The sequence below is a fragment of the Zhongshania aquatica genome, from assembly GCF_027257955.1.
Classification (GTDB): domain Bacteria; phylum Pseudomonadota; class Gammaproteobacteria; order Pseudomonadales; family Spongiibacteraceae; genus Spongiibacter; species Spongiibacter aquatica.
Genome location: NZ_JANZNQ010000012.1, coordinates 87,905 through 104,938 on the forward strand (window position 1 = coordinate 87,905; position 17,034 = coordinate 104,938).

The 17,034-nt window shown below is 47.5% G+C and carries 19 protein-coding genes; 16 read left to right on the forward strand and 3 right to left on the reverse strand.

What is annotated here, in order from left to right; genetic code table 11:
• Positions 1–10 precede the first annotated feature (10 nt).
• The 15 genes from ureE (at position 11) to O9X78_RS13360 (ending at position 13,310) form a co-directional block, all read left to right on the forward strand.
• Entirely contained in the window at positions 11–511 is a 501-nt protein-coding gene (gene ureE, locus O9X78_RS13290; RefSeq protein WP_269620190.1) for an urease accessory protein UreE, read from the forward strand.
• Entirely contained in the window at positions 504–1,172 is a 669-nt protein-coding gene (locus O9X78_RS13295; RefSeq protein ID WP_269620191.1) for an urease accessory protein UreF, read from the forward strand. Before ureE ends, O9X78_RS13295 begins: the two co-directional genes overlap by 8 nt.
• Before the next feature lie 52 nt (positions 1,173–1,224).
• On the forward strand, positions 1,225–1,842 hold the full coding sequence (ureG, locus tag O9X78_RS13300) for an urease accessory protein UreG (protein WP_269620192.1): 618 nt from the start codon (positions 1,225–1,227) through the stop codon (positions 1,840–1,842).
• Between the two features lie 20 nt (positions 1,843–1,862).
• Positions 1,863–2,480: a HoxN/HupN/NixA family nickel/cobalt transporter gene (locus O9X78_RS13305; protein WP_269620193.1), complete on the forward strand. Its 618-nt coding sequence runs from the start codon at positions 1,863–1,865 to the stop codon at positions 2,478–2,480.
• 288 nt (positions 2,481–2,768) lie between these two features.
• Positions 2,769–4,085: an urea ABC transporter substrate-binding protein gene (gene urtA, locus O9X78_RS13310; RefSeq protein WP_269620194.1), complete on the forward strand. Its 1,317-nt coding sequence runs from the start codon at positions 2,769–2,771 to the stop codon at positions 4,083–4,085.
• Positions 4,086–4,175: 90 nt separating this feature from the next.
• Entirely contained in the window at positions 4,176–5,828 is a 1,653-nt protein-coding gene (gene urtB / locus O9X78_RS13315) for an urea ABC transporter permease subunit UrtB (RefSeq protein WP_269620195.1), read from the forward strand.
• 6 nt (positions 5,829–5,834) lie between these two features.
• Complete coding sequence (gene urtC, locus O9X78_RS13320) at positions 5,835–6,995, forward strand: urea ABC transporter permease subunit UrtC (RefSeq protein WP_435056058.1); 1,161 nt, start codon at positions 5,835–5,837, stop codon at positions 6,993–6,995.
• Positions 6,992–7,771 carry an urea ABC transporter ATP-binding protein UrtD gene (gene urtD / locus O9X78_RS13325; RefSeq protein WP_269620196.1) on the forward strand — a complete coding sequence of 260 codons (780 nt, stop codon included), beginning with the start codon at positions 6,992–6,994 and terminating at the stop codon, positions 7,769–7,771. The genes urtC and urtD overlap by 4 nt, the downstream gene beginning before the upstream one ends.
• Before the next feature lies 1 nt (position 7,772).
• The gene (urtE, locus tag O9X78_RS13330) at positions 7,773–8,468 is read left to right on the forward strand and encodes an urea ABC transporter ATP-binding subunit UrtE (RefSeq protein WP_269620197.1); all 696 of its coding nucleotides are present in this window, start codon (positions 7,773–7,775) and stop codon (positions 8,466–8,468) included.
• A gap of 74 nt (positions 8,469–8,542) precedes the next feature.
• On the forward strand, positions 8,543–9,454 hold the full coding sequence (locus O9X78_RS13335; protein ID WP_269620198.1) for a hypothetical protein: 912 nt from the start codon (positions 8,543–8,545) through the stop codon (positions 9,452–9,454).
• A 484-nt stretch (positions 9,455–9,938) separates the two neighbouring features.
• Positions 9,939–10,652, forward strand: coding sequence for a TorF family putative porin (locus O9X78_RS13340; RefSeq protein WP_269620199.1), 714 nt, complete (start codon positions 9,939–9,941; stop codon positions 10,650–10,652).
• Between the two features lie 86 nt (positions 10,653–10,738).
• Positions 10,739–11,077, forward strand: coding sequence for a P-II family nitrogen regulator (glnK, locus tag O9X78_RS13345; protein WP_269620200.1), 339 nt, complete (start codon positions 10,739–10,741; stop codon positions 11,075–11,077).
• Positions 11,078–11,147: 70 nt separating this feature from the next.
• Positions 11,148–12,392, forward strand: a complete 1,245-nt coding sequence (locus O9X78_RS13350) for an ammonium transporter (protein WP_269620201.1) — start codon at positions 11,148–11,150, stop codon at positions 12,390–12,392.
• 179 nt (positions 12,393–12,571) lie between these two features.
• Entirely contained in the window at positions 12,572–12,910 is a 339-nt protein-coding gene (gene glnK, locus O9X78_RS13355; RefSeq protein WP_269620202.1) for a P-II family nitrogen regulator, read from the forward strand.
• A 196-nt stretch (positions 12,911–13,106) separates the two neighbouring features.
• Positions 13,107–13,310, forward strand: a complete 204-nt coding sequence (locus O9X78_RS13360) for a hypothetical protein (protein ID WP_269620203.1) — start codon at positions 13,107–13,109, stop codon at positions 13,308–13,310.
• A 34-nt stretch (positions 13,311–13,344) separates the two neighbouring features.
• On the opposite strand, the gene O9X78_RS13365 is transcribed toward O9X78_RS13360, so the two are convergent.
• Positions 13,345–14,049: an HAD family hydrolase gene (locus O9X78_RS13365; RefSeq protein WP_269620204.1), complete on the reverse strand. Its 705-nt coding sequence runs from the start codon at positions 14,047–14,049 to the stop codon at positions 13,345–13,347.
• Positions 14,050–14,149: 100 nt separating this feature from the next.
• Here O9X78_RS13365 and O9X78_RS13370 point away from each other — a divergent pair, with 100 nt between their 5' ends.
• Entirely contained in the window at positions 14,150–15,340 is a 1,191-nt protein-coding gene (locus O9X78_RS13370) for an alpha/beta hydrolase family protein (protein WP_269620205.1), read from the forward strand.
• Positions 15,341–15,387: 47 nt separating this feature from the next.
• On the opposite strand, the gene O9X78_RS13375 is transcribed toward O9X78_RS13370, so the two are convergent.
• Positions 15,388–16,092 (reverse strand): DUF484 family protein, encoded by a 705-nt coding sequence (locus O9X78_RS13375; RefSeq protein WP_269620206.1) that lies wholly within the window; start codon positions 16,090–16,092, stop codon positions 15,388–15,390.
• Between the two features lie 8 nt (positions 16,093–16,100).
• Positions 16,101–16,931, reverse strand: coding sequence for a diaminopimelate epimerase (gene dapF, locus O9X78_RS13380; RefSeq protein ID WP_269620207.1), 831 nt, complete (start codon positions 16,929–16,931; stop codon positions 16,101–16,103).
• Between the last annotated feature and the right edge of the window lie 103 nt (positions 16,932–17,034).

Here is a 17,034-nt window from a genome sequence, read left to right on the forward strand (position 1 = left end):
AGGAATTAAAATGTTGGAATGTTATGAGCTGGGCAGTGGCACCAGTGATATTCGCTTGGTCCTAAATTATCAGGAGCGGCAGCGTAGTCGCTATCGCGCAAAAACTTTATGCGGCGTAGAGGTTGCCTGGTTTGTCGAGCGCGGTAATGTGCTCGCCGATGGAGAAGTTCTGGTCGCGACAACTGGCGAAAAAATACTGGTAGTGGCGGCGGAAGAAACCGTTTCCGAAGTACGAAGTGACGATCCTCTGTTATTGGCAAAGGCTGCCTATCACCTTGGTAATCGCCACGTTCCTTTGCAAATTGAAACTGGCGAATTGCGTTATCAGCACGACCATGTGCTCGACGATATGTTGCGTGGACTTGGGCTTACGGTGCTGGTGACGGATAAATCCTTCCACCCGGAAAATGGGGCTTACCACAATAGCGGTGCTCACCACAGCGGCCATTCCCACGACCACGATCATTCCCATAGTCATGCTGATACCACCCATGAGCATCATCATGGCTAGGCCCTTATTGCACCTCATGCAGATGGTTAGTCCCGCCTTGCCGGTGGGTGCTTACGCCTACTCGCAGGGTTTGGAGTATGCGGTTGAGCGCGCTTGGGTTCGCGATATGGATGGTGCAGTCGATTGGATTGGCGAGGTATTAAATCACAGCGTTGGTGGTTTGGATTTGCCGGTCTTGTTGCGATTATTAAAAGCCTGGCAGAGTGATGATATAGACGCCGTGGTGTATTGGAATCAAACTCTACAGGCTGCGCGGGAGTCCCGCGAATTACTATTAGAAGATGTGCAAATGGGTGAAGCGCTTTTGCGTTTGCTCGTGTCATTCGAATTACCTTCGGCGTTGCGCTGGCCTAAGGGCGAAGCGATAAGTTTTGCCACCGGATTTGCTATGGCTGCCCAGCATTTTGAAATAGACCATGATGACGTTCTTAGTGGCTTTGCGTGGAGCTGGCTAGAAAATCAGGCGGCAGCAGCGATTAAATTGGTGCCCTTGGGCCAGACTGACGGTCAGCGATTGTTGATGGCCTTAATGCCGTGTTTAGAGGAAAGTGTGGCAAAGGCTTATTTGCGAGCGGATGAAGATATAGGTGCAGGCTTGCCGGGTTTGGCAATGGCATCTATGCAACATGAAACGCAATATTCACGATTATTCCGTTCTTAATTGAGCGCAAATACATGTCCGTAAATATATTAAAAAATATGGAGTTGGAATTATGAAAAAGCCTGCCTTACGGCTTGGTATTGGTGGCCCTGTGGGGTCGGGGAAAACTGCGCTGGTCAAAACTCTTTGCGCGGAGTTGCGAGAGCGCTTTGATATTGCGGTCATAACCAATGATATTTACACCCGCGAAGATGCAGAGTTTTTGTTGCGCCACGAAGTGCTGTCGCAGGATCGTATACTCGGTGTCGAAACGGGTGGTTGTCCACATACGGCAATCCGAGAAGATGCGTCGATGAACCTGTCTGCGGTGGCTGAGTTAAGTGGCCGATTCCCCGATCTAGAATTAATTATGATTGAAAGCGGTGGAGATAATTTAGCGGCGACCTTTAGCCCTGAATTATCTGATCTCACCATTTATGTGATTGACGTTTCAGCCGGTGACAAAATTCCCCGCAAAGGTGGTCCCGGCATAACCCGCTCAGATTTACTCATTATCAACAAAACCGACTTAGCGCCGCTGGTTGGCGCCGACCTCGGCGTGATGGATAGAGACGCGAAGAAAATGCGCGGCGATAAACCGTTTATTTTTAGCAACCTAAAAGACGGCAGCGGTGTGGCGGAGATTGTGAGCTTTATTATCGAGCAGGGTATGTTAGGGCGTGAGCATTAACAGCTAGGGAGCAATGAGTGATGGCTGATATGGCACCTTTATTGAGTATTTTACTGCTGGGTTTTGCGGCGGGTGTGATTCACGCCTTTGACGCCGATCATATTGCCGCTGTGAGTGGTATTAGTGGTCGCGATGGCGGTCGCCATAGTTTTCGATTTGCTTTGCACTGGGGTTTTGGTCATGGACTGGCGGTTATTATTATAGCTACCTGCGTTCTGGTGGCGGGTACCGCGATACCAACTCGATTTAGTGCCTATGCTGAGGCGGCAGTTGCGTGGATGTTAATTGCCATTGGTATATCGACGTTTATGCACTTGTGGCGACAACATCATCGACGAGGACATGCCCGACCCAATAGCTATAACGCTGCGCTAGTTGGTTTGGTCCATGGTAGTGCAGGTTCGGCGCCGCTGCTGGCGGTCATTCCTGCTGCGGGCATGGCAAGTCCGGCGCTCGGCATGCTGCATATTCTGTTATTTAATGTCGGTTTAATTATGGCGATGGCAGGTGTCGGCGCCGCATTACGCAGCGGTATGAGTGCGGCTGGACGTTATCATCACGCCTTGCAATTATCTTTGCAGTCTGGGCTTGGTGTTTTTGCTACTGGTTTTGGTGTATTTCTTTTGTTGTCGAATTAAGTCCTGTCGGAGATTTCTTGGTGCGGCCGCGCAATATTGGTGCGCTATGCTGCACGGAATAAAAATAGTGCGCTCGCGCCTATGTCACATTTAAGTTTACATTTTCCCTTTAACGTCATTCTAGCTCCGGTTCTACGCTCTTTAGCACGTCGCACCTAGATAGTGCTTTAACGCTCCTTTAATGATTGGCACTAATTCTGCTACTACACGTGGGAGATTTGCCAGGGTTCACTAATCGTATTTATACAGATTAGCGATATATACAAAAAAAAGAGTACGGAGCTAAACATGAAAAGTCGTAATTCCTTTAAGGCTTTGGCTAAGCACAGCAGTATTGTGTTGGCCGCCGCGACGCTGTCGTTAAGCGCCTCGATTGCACAAGCCGCAGACACTATTAAAGTTGGTGTGTTGCATTCCCTTTCCGGCACGATGGCAATCAGTGAAACAACACTGAAAGATACCGTGTTAATGCTAATTGAAGATCAGAACAAAAAAGGTGGCATTTTAGGTAAGAAGTTGGAAGCGGTTGTTGTCGATCCCGCGTCGAACTGGCCTTTGTTCGCAGAAAAAGCAAAAGAATTATTAGACAAAGACAAGGTTGATGTCATTTTTGGTTGCTGGACGTCGGTTTCTCGTAAATCAGTTTTGCCAGTTATCGAAGAATTAAACGGACTACTGTTTTACCCGGTTCAATATGAAGGTGAAGAATCGTCTAAAAATGTTTTTTACACAGGCGCCGCTCCCAATCAGCAAGCGATTCCTGCGGTTGATTATTTAATGAGTGATGCGGGTGGTTCAGTTAAGCGCTGGGTGCTGGCCGGTACGGATTATGTTTATCCACGTACTACCAACAAGATTCTTGAAGCGTACTTAAAGAGCAAAGGTGTTGCTGAAGAAGATATTATGATCAACTACACGCCATTTGGTCATTCGGATTGGCAAACCATTGTTTCTGATATTAAAAAATTCGGTTCGCAAGGCAAGAAAACGGCGGTGGTTTCTACCATCAACGGTGATGCTAACGTGCCTTTTTATAAAGAGCTGGCGAACCAGGGTATGTCTGCTGAAGATATTCCGGTTGTGGCCTTCTCCGTTGGTGAAGAAGAGCTTAGCGGTTTTGACACCGGGCCACTAGTTGGCCATCTAGCGGCGTGGAACTACTTCATGAGCGCTGATGCAGAAGCCAACGATGAGTTTATTGATAAGTGGATTGCCTATATTGGCGATGACAAGCGTGTTACCAATGATCCAATGGAAGCAACTTACATTGGCTTTAATATGTGGGTAAAAGCGGTTGAGAAAGCCGGTACTACCGATGTTGATAAAGTGTCTGCTGCCATTATTGGTATTAGCGTACCTAACTTGACCGGTGGCGTTGCAACGATGCTACCTAATCACCATTTAACTAAGCCAGTGCTTATCGGTGAGATTCAGGAAAACGGTCAGTTTGATATTGTGTGGCAAACTAAAGGTGCTGTTCCTGGTGATGCATGGACTGACTTCCTTCCAGAAAGTGCCAAACTGACGGCGGATTGGCAAGATCCGAAAATCATGTGTGGTAACTACAATACTGAAACTAAAAAGTGTTCAGGTCAAAACTACTAGTCCAATAAAAAGCCCTTCTTAGTAAGGCTTTCATCAACGTTGCCCCGTCACTGCAAGGTGCCGGGGCCTTGATCGTAAATGGATGTTTCCATGAAGCACAGTCATGTTTTTCGCATGCTTGTTTTGACGCTTTCCCTATTATTTTCTCTTCAGGGAGTTCAAGCAGAACAAGTTGTATTAGAGAGTGAGGCCGATAGCGCGCTGCTGTTGAATCAGCTAATTTCGGCAAGCTCCACATCAGACAAAATTAATCTTATTAACCTTATTGCTAGCTCGAATTTGTCGCAGCGATCAGCGGTGCTCAACGCATTGCAAGATGGCCAACTGTACTACACAAAAAGCGACGAGAAACTGGTTTATGCAATAACGCACCCCGATGGTTATCAAATTACGTCTGTCATTAGCGGCGAAGATCTGGGTGTAATCGGAAATCGTAAAGTTAGAAAGATTAGTATTAATAATGAATTGCGTGCCGTGCTGCGCGGGGTTTTAGCGGAATTATCTTTGCGTAGTGACGATGTTGCTGAGCGCCTAAAAGCCGCCAAGGATTTGATTCGTAGCCCGGCGGCTGAATTTCTGCCCGCCATTGAGCGGGCAAAGGCGGTAGAAACCAGCGCGCGAGTTTTAGAGTCCTTAAATATTGCCGCCGCGATGGTTAATTTAAATTCTGATCAGCAATTATTAAGATTGGATGCAATTGAATCTTTTCGTGGCACATTGGATACCGATGCTATGTCGATACTGGCAGGTATGCAATTAAAAGATAGCGATGGTAATTACACTGAGAAAGATGACTTGGTGAGAGAGTCCGCCGCTGCCGTATTAACTGAAATGCGCAGCAAGGCTGAAATTTATAAAGTAATAGAGAATACATTCTTTGGTTTAAGCCTCGGCTCGGTCTTGTTGCTTACCGCAGTGGGGTTAGCTATTACCTTCGGTGTTATGGGCGTTATTAATATGGCCCATGGCGAAATGATGATGCTTGGCGCGTACACCACCTACGTTATTCAATTGTTGATGCCAAACTATATTGATTACTCAATTATCGTTGCAATTCCCGCGGCATTTTTGGTCTCGGGTTTGGTGGGTATTGTGATTGAGCGAGGTATTATTCGACATCTTTACGGCCGCCCGCTCGAGACATTACTGGCAACCTTTGGTGTGAGTTTGATACTGCAGCAAGCGGTGAGAAGTATTTTCTCGCCACTAAATAAATCCGTCAGCGCGCCAAGTTGGTTGAGCGGATCCTGGGAAATAAACGGCGCCTTATCGCTAACCTATAATCGTCTCTACATTATTATTTTTAGTTTAGTCGTTTTGCTCATGCTGGTTTTCTTGCTAAAGAAAACATTTGTTGGTCTGCAAATGCGAGCGGTTACGCAGAATCGTGCGATGGCCAATTCAATGGGTATTCGTACCGGATGGGTTGATGCGCTTACCTTCGGATTAGGTTCGGGTATTGCGGGTATTGCCGGTGTCGCACTTAGTCAGTTAACCAATGTGGGCCCCAACTTAGGTCAGTCATACATCATTGATTCTTTCATGGTGGTGGTATTTGGGGGGGTGGGCAATCTATTCGGTACCTTCTTTGCGGCCATGAGCCTTGGTGTTGCGAATAAATTTTTAGAACCCTTTGCAGGTGCGGTACTAGCGAAAATATTTGTACTGGTTTTCATCATTCTATTCATTCAGTGGCGTCCGAGGGGATTATTTGCCCTCAAAGGCCGCTCGGTAGAGGATTAATCAGTCATGATAAATACCAAAATATTTGAACACAGCGCAATTGGTCGCTTATTGCTGGCTGACAAAGCGGGCCGCTATTTAATTGCAGTTTTACTAGCAGCAATGGTGTTAGTACCGCTGTGCAATTTAATTATGCCGGAGGGCAGCTTTCTCTATGTACCCACCTATGTTGTAGTGTTGTTAGGTAAGTATCTTTGCTACGCCTTATTGGCCTTGGCGCTGGATTTAATATGGGGTTACTGCGGCATTCTTAGTCTTGGCCACGGTGCATTTTTTGCCTTGGGTGGTTATGCCATGGGTATGCACCTGATGCGCCAAATTGGTGAGCGCGGTGTCTACGGTAACGCTGAATTACCTGATTTTATGGTGTTTTTAAATTGGACCGAGTTGCCGTGGTATTGGTATGGATTTGATAACTTCTTCTTCTCCATGTTCATGGTCGCCTTGGTTCCTGCGGTGCTGGCCTTTGTGTTTGGTTGGTTGGCGTTTCGGTCGCGGGTAACTGGCGTTTATTTATCGATTATTACTCAGGCGATGACCTATGCCTTGTTGCTGGCTTTTTTCCGAAATGACATGGGTTTTGGCGGTAATAATGGTCTAACTGATTTTAAAGATATTCTCGGTTTTAGTTTGCAGTCTGATGTGACTCGCTGTGTGCTGTTTGCGCTATCCGCATTGAGCGTCGTACTGGCTTACGTTCTTTGCCGCGCCATAGTAAGCAGTAAGTATGGGCGGGTGTTGGTGGCAATTCGGGATGCAGAAAGTCGTACTCGGTTCATGGGTTATCGCGTCGAGCACTTTAAGTTATTTGTGTTTGTGGTGTCGGCTATTCTGGCAGGTATTGCTGGTGCCTTGTACGTGCCTCAGGTGGGCATTATTAACCCCGGTGAGTTCGGTCCGATTAACTCAATAGAAATTGTTATTTGGGTGGCTATTGGCGGTCGCGGAACGTTGTTCGGTGCAGTTATTGGCGCAGTGGCGGTGAACTATGCGAAAACTTATTTCACCGGTGCCTTCCCAGAGGTCTGGCTATTTATGCTTGGCACTTTGTTTGTGATCAGCACTTTGTATTTGCCGAAAGGAATCGTTGGTGTGGTGACCCAAATGCGTGAGCGACGTGCAGAACGGAATGCGACCTCAACGCCAGAACAGGGGGCAGAGTCATGAGCGCAGTCGTAAAGAGCCCTGGTTTTCATAGTGACGAAATTCAGAGCATGTTGTACCTAAGCGGTGTGACGAAAAGCTTTGATGGCTTTAAGGCGATTAATAATTTATCGCTGGATATTGCGCCCGGTGAGTTGCGAGCGATTATTGGTCCGAATGGGGCGGGTAAAAGTACCATGATGGATATCATTACAGGTAAGACGCGGCCCGACACCGGGCAAGTTAGATTTCAAGACAGTATTGATCTCACTCAATATGACGAAGCGGATATTGCTAATCTTGGTATTGGTCGTAAGTTTCAGAAACCAACAGTGGTAGAAACGCTAACGGTATGGGAGAACGTCGAGCTGGCCCTGGCGGGCACACGCAGTGTTATGCGTGCCTTGTTTCATAAGTTGAGTGCCGAGCAGGCAGACAAAATTACCGACGTTATTCAGTTGGTAGGTTTGAAGGCGAAAACCGGCGACCTAGCAGGTAGCCTGTCACATGGCCAGAAGCAATGGTTAGAAATAGGCATGTTGATTGTGCAGGGGCCGGAGTTATTGCTGGTCGACGAACCTGCTGCGGGAATGACTGATCATGAAACCATGGAAACCGCTGCGCTGCTAAAAGAAATTAATAAGGATCATACCGTTGTGGTAGTTGAGCACGATATGGATTTTATTAAGGCGCTGGATAGCAAGGTTACCGTCTTACACGAGGGCAGTGTTTTAGCTGAGGGGAGGTTAGAAGTCGTGTCTGCTAATCCCCGAGTTATCGAAGTGTACTTGGGGCGCTGATATGTTGGTAGTTAATGAAATTGATCTTTACTACGGCGCCAGTCAGGCGCTGAGAAAAGTTGATGTGGTTGCTGAAAAAGGCCAAGTCACCTGTATTCTTGGTCGCAATGGTGTCGGAAAATCGAGCTTGGCACGGGCCGTTACCGGTCGCCACCCGATTCGTGGTGGCAGCATTATATGGGAGAACAAAGATATCAGTGCGATGGGCCCAGCGGATCGCGCGCGCGCGGGTATTGCTTACGTACCGCAGGGGCGGGAAGTGTTTTCTCAGCTGACCGTGCAGGAGAATCTATATACCGGCTACGCACCGCTTAAACGCAGTCAGCGCAGCATTAGCCCAGAGATATTCGATTTATTTCCCGTGTTAAAAAGTATGTTGCGACGGCGGGGTGGTGATTTGTCCGGTGGCCAACAGCAGCAACTCGCTATAGCGCGGGCTTTAATTACCCGACCAAGGTTGTTGGTGCTGGATGAGCCGACCGAAGGCATTCAGCCGTCGATTATTAAAGATATTCAAAACGTAATTTCTATACTGCGTCAGCAGGGCGAAATGGCCATTGTGTTAGTTGAGCAATATTTTGATTTTGCTCGGGCTTTAGCTGACAACTACGCGGTAATGGATCGTGGTGAAGTCATTATGTCGGGGCGCGGTGACGAAATGATCGAAGAAGATGTGCGCCGGCATATGACGGTATAGGCGCAGGGTTTATACTAGTCGGCAAAGATTCTTTTTAGATCCCTTCGCTTTAATCGTTTAAGGAAAATTAACTCATGAAACACCTTGCCATTTTAACGCTTGCGATGGCACCGCTGGCGGGGCTGGCTGCCGACCTTACAATCCCTGCTGGGAAAACCTATGTTGTTGGTATTGATCAACAGGAGTTAGTGCTCGAAAACCTACGTATTGGCGATGGCGCTAAAATTACATTTTCTTCTGCGGTGGTGGGTTGGCGTGTTCAAGCACGGCATGCCTATATTGGTAGCGGTGTAGTGGTTGACGGCAATGGCAGTGCCGGTACGGCAGGTGATTCAGCAGAAGCCATATCGGTATGCGCAGATGGCGGTGCGGGTGGAAATGGCGGCGACGGCAGTGATGGCGTAGAAATCCGCTTGCAGCTTGGTATTGAATCCTTAGGCGATATCCAGGTGATGTCTAACGGTGGGAACGGTGGGAACGGTGGTGTTGGTGGCGCTGGCGGCGATGGCGCTGACGTGAGTGAAAATTGTGATCTCGCTGCCGGTGGCGAAGGTGGAAGTGGCGGTGATGGCGGAGAGGGCGGCCGAGGCGGTGATGTCACTATTCTTTATCAGGTTCTTGGCAAATCCGTTGCTGGCGATGATCTACTTAAGCGAATAGCGATTCGTAGTGAAGGCGGTTCCGGTGGAAACGGGGGGGATGCGGGTTCTGGTGGTGCGGGCGCTGGCGGCTACTACGTTAACAAGAAAACGCTGACAGGTAACCGAAAGTGGGTTGAGGGCGGCGATGGCGGACTAGCGGGTAACCCAGGTTCGGCTGGATCGGCGGGCAATCCTGGGCGAATATTAGTGGATCAATTAATATTATCGTCAACGCAGCCTATCGAGGTGAGATCATCGACAACAACTATTTTGGAGTTACAGAGACAGATTGAGCGTTTGCGTGTTCGTGTTGAGAAGTTAGAGGCTAATGCCACTCGGCAATGATGTTATGAGAGTTTTGTTTAAAAGGGATGTCCTGTGGCATCCCTTTTTGCATTCTGGAGAGTAAAAAAGTCGGGTTTAGCTAAAAATTAGTGCGTGCGCATTATTTTGGTGCGAAAGCCTTCGGTGCATCGCCTAGCTATATCGGGAGAATATTTATTTTTTATCTATCTAAATGTTTTTAAAGGAATTTTCTTCATTTCGAAAAGGCTTTTTTAAAATGCTAATGCTACATAGCTCTTAACTTGTGCATTTTATTGAGGCGTTCAATGAAGCACATTTTGGAAAGTGCTCTATATTTGAGCGTAACCATAGGAGGAAGGGAGGTCTTGTAATGCGCCAGTAACTAGCAACGTTATAACTTGCGAGTAAGGTTGTTCTAGGTTGTTGTTTTTAATAATAAAAAATGAAGTTGGCATTGAAAGTGCTAAAGCTTGAGCAGGATTGTGCTTGATCACTTTCTTATACCTTAGTGGAGACTAAAGACATGAAAACAATGAAAACCTTAATCGCTGCAAGTGTTGCAGCTGCTTCAATGACTATGATTGCCGCTCCAGCTTCGGCTGAGTTAAGCGCAAGTGCTGGTGTCGCAAGTTCATACTTGTGGCGCGGATATGATTTGTCTGGTTCGGGCGGTACTCCTGCCGTTTACGGTGACATTTCATACAGCATGAGCGGTTTCTACGCTGGTGTGTGGGCATCGAGTGGTGACACGTCTTTCGGTACCGAATATGACTTGTTCGCAGGTTATGGTATGGAAGTTGGAGGCGTGAGTTTTGATTTAAATTTCACAAACTACGTTTACCCAGGCACTGGTGCTGCGACGTTAGACGGCGAAGCAGATTTCGGTGACTTCTCTGAAGTAATTTTCTCAGTTGGTGTGGGTTCATTTGGCGCAAGCATCTACAAGCAGATTGCTGGTGTTAACGAAGATTACATGTACTTTACGTTGAGCTATGACATCGGCCAGTTCTCATTCTTGTACGGTATGCATGATGGTCTTACTGATGGCACTGTGGTAAATGGTAAAACTTTGGACGGTGAAACCGAGTCGCATATCAACGTGACTTATTCTTACAACGATAACTTATCGTTTACTTTGAGCCAGTTTGTTGACGGCGAAGATAATGTTAATGCTTTTGCTGGTGGCGAAGACGACCTGAAATTCGTAGTTTCTTACAGCCTACCTATTTCTATGTAATACCCCAGCCGGCGGCATTTTTGTCGCCGGCTATTTCTTAACTTAATCCTAATGTGTGGCTAACACACATTGACGGGAGATATCCGATGAAATTGATTACGGCTGTTATTAAGCCATTCAAACTTGATGATGTGCGCGAAGCGCTATCTGACATCGGCGTACAGGGCATAACTGTCACCGAAGTTAAAGGTTTTGGTCGTCAGAAAGGTCACACCGAGTTATATCGTGGTGCCGAGTATGTCGTCGATTTTCTGCCTAAGGTGAAGATTGAAGTTGCTGTCGCAGATGATTCAGTTGAACCCACTATCGAAGCAATTACTAAGTCAGCAAACACGGGCAAAATTGGCGATGGCAAGATTTTCGTCACGGCACTTGAGCAGGTTATTCGTATCCGTACCGGTGAAACTGGCGAAGAAGCCATTTAATTCTACGGTCGCGGTTTGTGTTAACTAAATTAATTAAAAGATTTAACTCTTTCCCTTTGGAGGGCATGTGATGGAAGACATCATACAGGTCAAGTACGCCCTGGACACATTTTACTTCCTAGTTATGGGCGCGTTCGTAATGTGGATGGCAGCAGGTTTTGCCATGCTCGAAGCCGGTTTGGTTCGTGCAAAAAACACCACAGAAATCTTAACTAAAAACATCGCGCTGTTTGCGGTGGCTTGTACTATGTACTTGTTGTGTGGCTACACAATTATGTATGGCGGTTCAGAAGGCGGTATGTTACCAGATGCATGGTTTGGCAACTCAATCGCTGATGCGACTGTTGAAGAAGTGCTGGCATCAAACGGCGACACTTACTACTCAGGTTCATCTGACTTTTTCTTCCAAGTAGTATTCGTAGCAACAGCTATGTCTATTGTTTCGGGTGCAGTGGCAGAGCGCATGAAGTTGTGGGCATTCCTTGCTTTCGCTATCGTGATGACAGGCGTTATTTACCCTCTTCAAGGTTCTTGGAGCTGGGGCGGTGGTTTCTTGTCTGAAGCTGGTTTTTCTGACTTCGCGGGTTCAGGTATCGTGCATATGTGTGGTGCTTCTGCAGCACTGGCTGGTGTACTGCTACTGGGCGCTCGTAAAGGCAAGTACGGTGAGAATGGCCAAGTTAACGCGATTCCAGGTGCAAACCTACCAATGGCGACATTGGGTACCTTCATCCTGTGGATGGGTTGGTTCGGGTTCAACGGTGGTTCTGAGCTGATGGTGTCTAACATCGAAGAAGCTAACGCAACTGCACAAGTGTTTGTGAACACCAATGCTGCTGCGAGTGGCGGTTTGATTGCGGCGATGATCGTTGCACGCTTACTGTTCGGCAAAGCTGACTTAACCATGGTGTTAAACGGCGCTCTCGCAGGTCTGGTTGCAATTACTGCTGATCCTCTGTCTCCTGATCCTGTGGTTTCTACACTGATCGGTGCCGTAGGTGGTGTGCTGGTTGTGTTTGCGATCCTTGCCTTGGATAAACTCAAAATTGATGATCCAGTGGGCGCAATCTCTGTCCACGGTGTTGTAGGTTTCTGGGGTGTAATGGCCGTGCCATTCAACAACGGCGACGCAACTTTCGGTAATCAGTTATACGGTGCTTTCGTGATCTTCGCTTGGACCTTCGTGGCCAGCATAGTGATCTGGGGTATCTTGAAAGCAGTCATGGGCATACGTGTTACTGAAGAGGAAGAGTACGAAGGTGTCGACCTCTCTGAATGCGGTATGGAAGCCTACCCGGAATTCACCAACAAGTAAGTCTCCCCCGTTTGGTGATTGTTTAGGGCGCTCATAGGAGCGCCCTTTTTTGTTTTAAGGGGCGCTTTTGGCGCTTATTTCATACTAAAACCTTGATAACCTTGCCAAGTCATTGCTGCCTGAGATAACTTAATGGCAGTGAGTAATTCTTATCATAAAAGTAAGAGGAATAATCGGCGATGAAATTAGTCAGTGCGGTAATCAAACCGTTTAAATTAGATGATGTCCGTGCCGCATTGTCAGAGATTGGTGTGCAGGGTGTGACAGTGACCGAGGTTAAGGGCTTTGGACGTCAAAAAGGGCATACTGAGCTTTATCGTGGTGCCGAGTACGTCGTAGACTTTTTGCCTAAAGTCAAATTAGAAATTGCGGTGGCGGACAGTCTGCTTGAAAAAGTCATCGATACAATTACCAAATCAGCTAATACCGGTAAGATTGGCGATGGTAAGATTTTTGTGACCTCGCTTGAGCAGGTCATTCGCATTCGGACTGGTGAAACCGGCGAAGATGCCATTTAACATGTTGTTGGATGCATAAAAAAGGCGGCCAATGGCCGCCTTTTTTATGGCAGGTATTAATACATATAGCTCGAAAAGCAATGATGAATTTTATTGTAATAACAAAAAAGCCTAATCATTCACTTGTCAATTAGCCTTATATACAAGTATAAATCGCCTCGTAAACGCGGGATTCTTATTTCCGGGAGGACGTCGTATGGGGTCGCGTAATCGTAGTACAAATAATGAAACTTCTAACATATCGCAGTATATATCGCCGCCGACGATGCATGATCGTATGCGGGAACAATTGGCGAAGGATGTAGAGGCTTTTCTCTCTCACGGTGGAGAAATAAAGCATTTAGATCCGCATATGCGCAGTAATTTAAACGATATAGATACAGAGTCAGATAACTTCTAGTAGGCTTGGTTTCTGTCTCGATAAAGGTCGGCAGCTAGCGAGAGCTGAGCTGCCTGATCTTATCTGGTAATTCCCGCCAGTCACGAAAGTGATCATCGGCAAGGGTGGCTGGCTCTGGTGAATCGGGGGTTAGGCATGCTTGTATCGCAAGAAATCCTAGCGCTTTTGCGCCGCTGATATCGTCAATGGCGTGATCGCCTATGTGTATCGCTTCTTCCGGTTTACAACCGCTGTGTTCTAGTGCTTTTAAAAAAAGCGCAGCATCTGGTTTTGCCGCATTTACGTCTTCCGCCTGATAGCTGGCACTAAAGTATCGGCCTATGGAGTGTTGTTGAAGATCAGCATTACCGTTGGTAAGACTGATTAGCGTGTAATTTTCGCTCAATGTGCTAATGACGTCTTCAGTGTATGGGAAAAGCGAAATCTGCTGTCGTGCGGCCAAAAAAACGTCAAAGGCCCGCTTTGCAATGTTTGCACTTTGATCCTGATAACCACTCAATTCCAAGGCTTCGGTGAGACTGTGAATACGCCACTGAGAAATTTGGTGTTTAAAGTGAGGGTAACGTGCCAAGAAGGCTAAGCGGTGGGCTCGTAGCGACTCAGGGCTGAATTGTTCTGTCAGTGCCGGAGCGTTGTCTGCCAAATATGTATAAAAGATCTCTTCCGCGCGCAGGATGACAGGTTTACTAAGCCATAGCGTGTCATCTAGGTCGAAACACAGCAATTTTATTCGCTTCATAAGGGTTTATTCATTCTTTCTATTTTCTTAGTTGATAATATAGGTTTTCTAGGCGTTTATGCGTCAATATCGATATAAACTAAAAGGCAGAGAGTTATCCATGGCAAAAACCACCTTACAACCGGTAAAGACATCACCGCCTTGGTGGCGCACTTTACCAGATGACTTTTACTGCCAGTCAGACGGCACTGAGCTCGATAGTGAATATCCGCTAAAGGTCTATGGCACCGCCGTAATGGACAGGGTGATGCGGACTGGGCTGTCTTTGATAATTTCGGGTACCTTACTGCCACAGCTGTTAAAAGGTGGTGGTTTAGCGCGCGAGCGCGAATGGATGGATTTTTACGCAAAGTTCGCTGAGCAAAGAGATGTTGATCAGGTATTTGCTGCGCCACCTAAGGTACCTATTACAGAGTATAAAATTGGTAAGTTGGCGTATAAGCCCAAAGGTATTCCGGCGGTTGAGCTGCGCTTTGAAAGCCCCTTTACGCCCTTGAATCCTGAGCTTACCGACAGCTATTTAAGCTATACCCGTAACCGAACAGCAAGGGCGCAGTATTGGCAGCACCCCGACGGCCCGCGTCCTACCTTGATTTTTGTGCATGGCGTGGTTGAAAGCTGGTATGGATTTAATAGTCTGTTCTTTTCGCTTAGATGGTTTTACGAGAACGGCTACGATATTGTCATGATGACGCAGCCATTTCATGGTGATCGGGCCGAACGTTGTCATCCCTTTAGTGGCTATGGCCTTTTCGCCGGCGGATTTTCTCAATTAAACGAGGGGATGCTGCAAGCCGTATCTGATTTGCGGGTAGTAGTGGATTATTTGTTCGACCGCGGTGCTCCCCATGTGGGAATAAGTGGCTTGAGTTTGGGTGGCTATTTGAGTTCGGTGATGGCGGTGGTGGAACCACGGTTAGCCTTTTGTATTCCAAACTCGCCCTTGGTCTCGCCGGTAGATACCATGAGAAGTTGGGTGCCGACAGGCCCAGTAATGGAGTTAATCGGTAAGCGAACCGGATTGACGCCGCTGGATCTTAGACGAGGATTGGCTATTCATAGCCCGCTAAGCTATCAGCCAAAGCTCGATCCTGATCGGGTGATGGTTATAGGTGGTGCAGGGGATAGATTTACACCGCCGCGTTTTGTTCGCTTACTGCATGCGCATTGGCCTGAGTCGCATTTGCACTGGTTTCCCGGCAATCACATTCTTCACTTGGGGCAACACGAATATTTGAAATTAATGCGTCACTTTATGGATAGTCATTGCCAAGGCGAGACATACAATTAATGCTACTTGGCAAGGGGCGTGCAGTGATATACGGCAGGGTCGTTTGCTTACAGAAACGGCCCTTTCATTAGTTTTGGTAAGGTGCGATTTACCACGTCGGCGATATATTCCAAGAACATAGTGCCCATGCTGGACTTAAAGTGTTGCGGATCTTTGCTCGCGATTGCGATAACGCCGTCGATATTGCCGGACTGAATCGGCATAAGCGCTGCCGAGCCAATGTGATCGGCATGCTTGCCAAATAGAAAGCTCAATTCCTCTCCGCGTAATACACCACACACCGATTTTTTACCACGGAGTAAATTGCCTATTTGGCTTTGTGCTTGTTCAGGGCTGACAACGCGCAGGGCATTGCCGCCAACCCGATTGGGGTCGGCAAATAGAATGAGGCTGGCATAGTCGATGTCGTCAAAATCATTGACCAAGTGACGGCACAGCGAATTGCTTAGCTCCTCAGCACGTTTCGCTTCAATCAACGATAAAATCAGCGTCTTGCTGCGCTCGAATAACATGTCATTGCGTTGTGCATTATCGAGCATACTGCTGATGCGATTGCGCATATCCATATTGCGCTCGCGCAATACTTCTACTTGCCGCTCCAGCAGACTGACCGCTTTACCCGTTTTGTGAGTAATCTTAAGCTCGGTCAATAGATCTTCGTTATTCAGAAAGAAACCGGGATGATTACGAAGATAGCGCGCTACTTCGGTTTCGCTGGGTAGTCCGTCTTTTTTCGGGCTTGCACTGTCCACAGTTAATCCTATATTTGTATCTGGCCTTCAAAAACCGTCGTTGCGGGCCCAGTCATAATAACGGGCTGCCCCGGGCCTTGCCAGTGAATACTTAGGCTGCCACCGGGCAAATGCACTGTCACGGTGGCGTTGAGTTTGCCTTGCACGATACCGCTTACCACGGCAGCACAGGCACCTGTCCCGCAGGCTAAGGTTTCGCCAACGCCGCGTTCGAATACCCTCAACTTGATGGTGTCTCGATCGATTATTTGCATAAAACCAACATTCACGCGCTGGGGGAATCGCGAATGGTTTTCTGTTATTGGGCCAATAGACTCAACAGGCGCCGTGTCTACGTCGTCAATGGGAAGAATGACATGGGGGTTACCCATAGACACCGCACCAACCCGCCATGTACTGCCGTTTACATCGAGTGCGTACTCTGTGGCTTGCTGCTCGGCGGTAAAGGGAATGCGTTTGGGGTCGAGTATGGGTTCGCCCATATCAACGCGAACCTGCCGATTTTCGGTAAGCTCGAGTTCAATAATACCGGCAAGGGTTTCCACTTTGATTTTTTGTTTGCCCGTTAAGCGTTTGTCGCGGATAAAACGCGCAAAACAACGCGCGCCATTCCCACATTGCTCAACTTCGCTGCCTTCCGCGTTGTAAATACGGTAGCAGAAGTCGACATCGGGTTGGCTAGGAATTTCAACCGTAAGAACCTGATCACAACCAATGCCAAAATGCCGATCGGCAATTTTGCGGATATGGTGCGGTTTAAGCTTGAAGCGCTGGGTAATGAGATCAATAACAACAAAATCATTGCCCAGGCCATGCATTTTGGTAAAGCGAAGCTGCATCGTAAAACCCTGTGTTGCGCCTCACCGAAGGCGCTGATTAACGATGCGGGCGCGAAGCCTTTATAAAAGAGCGCTTAGGCGTAAATCCTAAAACGCTTTAGAA

What these genes read in the sequence shown, in the direction of transcription:
- ureE (WP_269620190.1), top strand. Translation starts at nt 11, where the DNA reads ATGTTGGAATGTTATGAGCTGGGCAGTGGCACCAGTGATATTCGCTTG.
- O9X78_RS13295 (WP_269620191.1), top strand. Translation starts at nt 504, where the DNA reads ATGGCTAGGCCCTTATTGCACCTCATGCAGATGGTTAGTCCCGCCTTG.
- ureG (WP_269620192.1), top strand. Translation starts at nt 1,225, where the DNA reads ATGAAAAAGCCTGCCTTACGGCTTGGTATTGGTGGCCCTGTGGGGTCG.
- O9X78_RS13305 (WP_269620193.1), top strand. Translation starts at nt 1,863, where the DNA reads ATGGCTGATATGGCACCTTTATTGAGTATTTTACTGCTGGGTTTTGCG.
- urtA (WP_269620194.1), top strand. Translation starts at nt 2,769, where the DNA reads ATGAAAAGTCGTAATTCCTTTAAGGCTTTGGCTAAGCACAGCAGTATT.
- urtB (WP_269620195.1), top strand. Translation starts at nt 4,176, where the DNA reads ATGAAGCACAGTCATGTTTTTCGCATGCTTGTTTTGACGCTTTCCCTA.
- urtC (WP_435056058.1), top strand. Translation starts at nt 5,835, where the DNA reads ATGATAAATACCAAAATATTTGAACACAGCGCAATTGGTCGCTTATTG.
- urtD (WP_269620196.1), top strand. Translation starts at nt 6,992, where the DNA reads ATGAGCGCAGTCGTAAAGAGCCCTGGTTTTCATAGTGACGAAATTCAG.
- urtE (WP_269620197.1), top strand. Translation starts at nt 7,773, where the DNA reads ATGTTGGTAGTTAATGAAATTGATCTTTACTACGGCGCCAGTCAGGCG.
- O9X78_RS13335 (WP_269620198.1), top strand. Translation starts at nt 8,543, where the DNA reads ATGAAACACCTTGCCATTTTAACGCTTGCGATGGCACCGCTGGCGGGG.
- O9X78_RS13340 (WP_269620199.1), top strand. Translation starts at nt 9,939, where the DNA reads ATGAAAACAATGAAAACCTTAATCGCTGCAAGTGTTGCAGCTGCTTCA.
- glnK (WP_269620200.1), top strand. Translation starts at nt 10,739, where the DNA reads ATGAAATTGATTACGGCTGTTATTAAGCCATTCAAACTTGATGATGTG.
- O9X78_RS13350 (WP_269620201.1), top strand. Translation starts at nt 11,148, where the DNA reads ATGGAAGACATCATACAGGTCAAGTACGCCCTGGACACATTTTACTTC.
- glnK (WP_269620202.1), top strand. Translation starts at nt 12,572, where the DNA reads ATGAAATTAGTCAGTGCGGTAATCAAACCGTTTAAATTAGATGATGTC.
- O9X78_RS13360 (WP_269620203.1), top strand. Translation starts at nt 13,107, where the DNA reads ATGGGGTCGCGTAATCGTAGTACAAATAATGAAACTTCTAACATATCG.
- O9X78_RS13365 (WP_269620204.1), bottom strand. Translation starts at nt 14,049, where the DNA reads ATGAAGCGAATAAAATTGCTGTGTTTCGACCTAGATGACACGCTATGG.
- O9X78_RS13370 (WP_269620205.1), top strand. Translation starts at nt 14,150, where the DNA reads ATGGCAAAAACCACCTTACAACCGGTAAAGACATCACCGCCTTGGTGG.
- dapF (WP_269620207.1), bottom strand. Translation starts at nt 16,931, where the DNA reads ATGCAGCTTCGCTTTACCAAAATGCATGGCCTGGGCAATGATTTTGTT.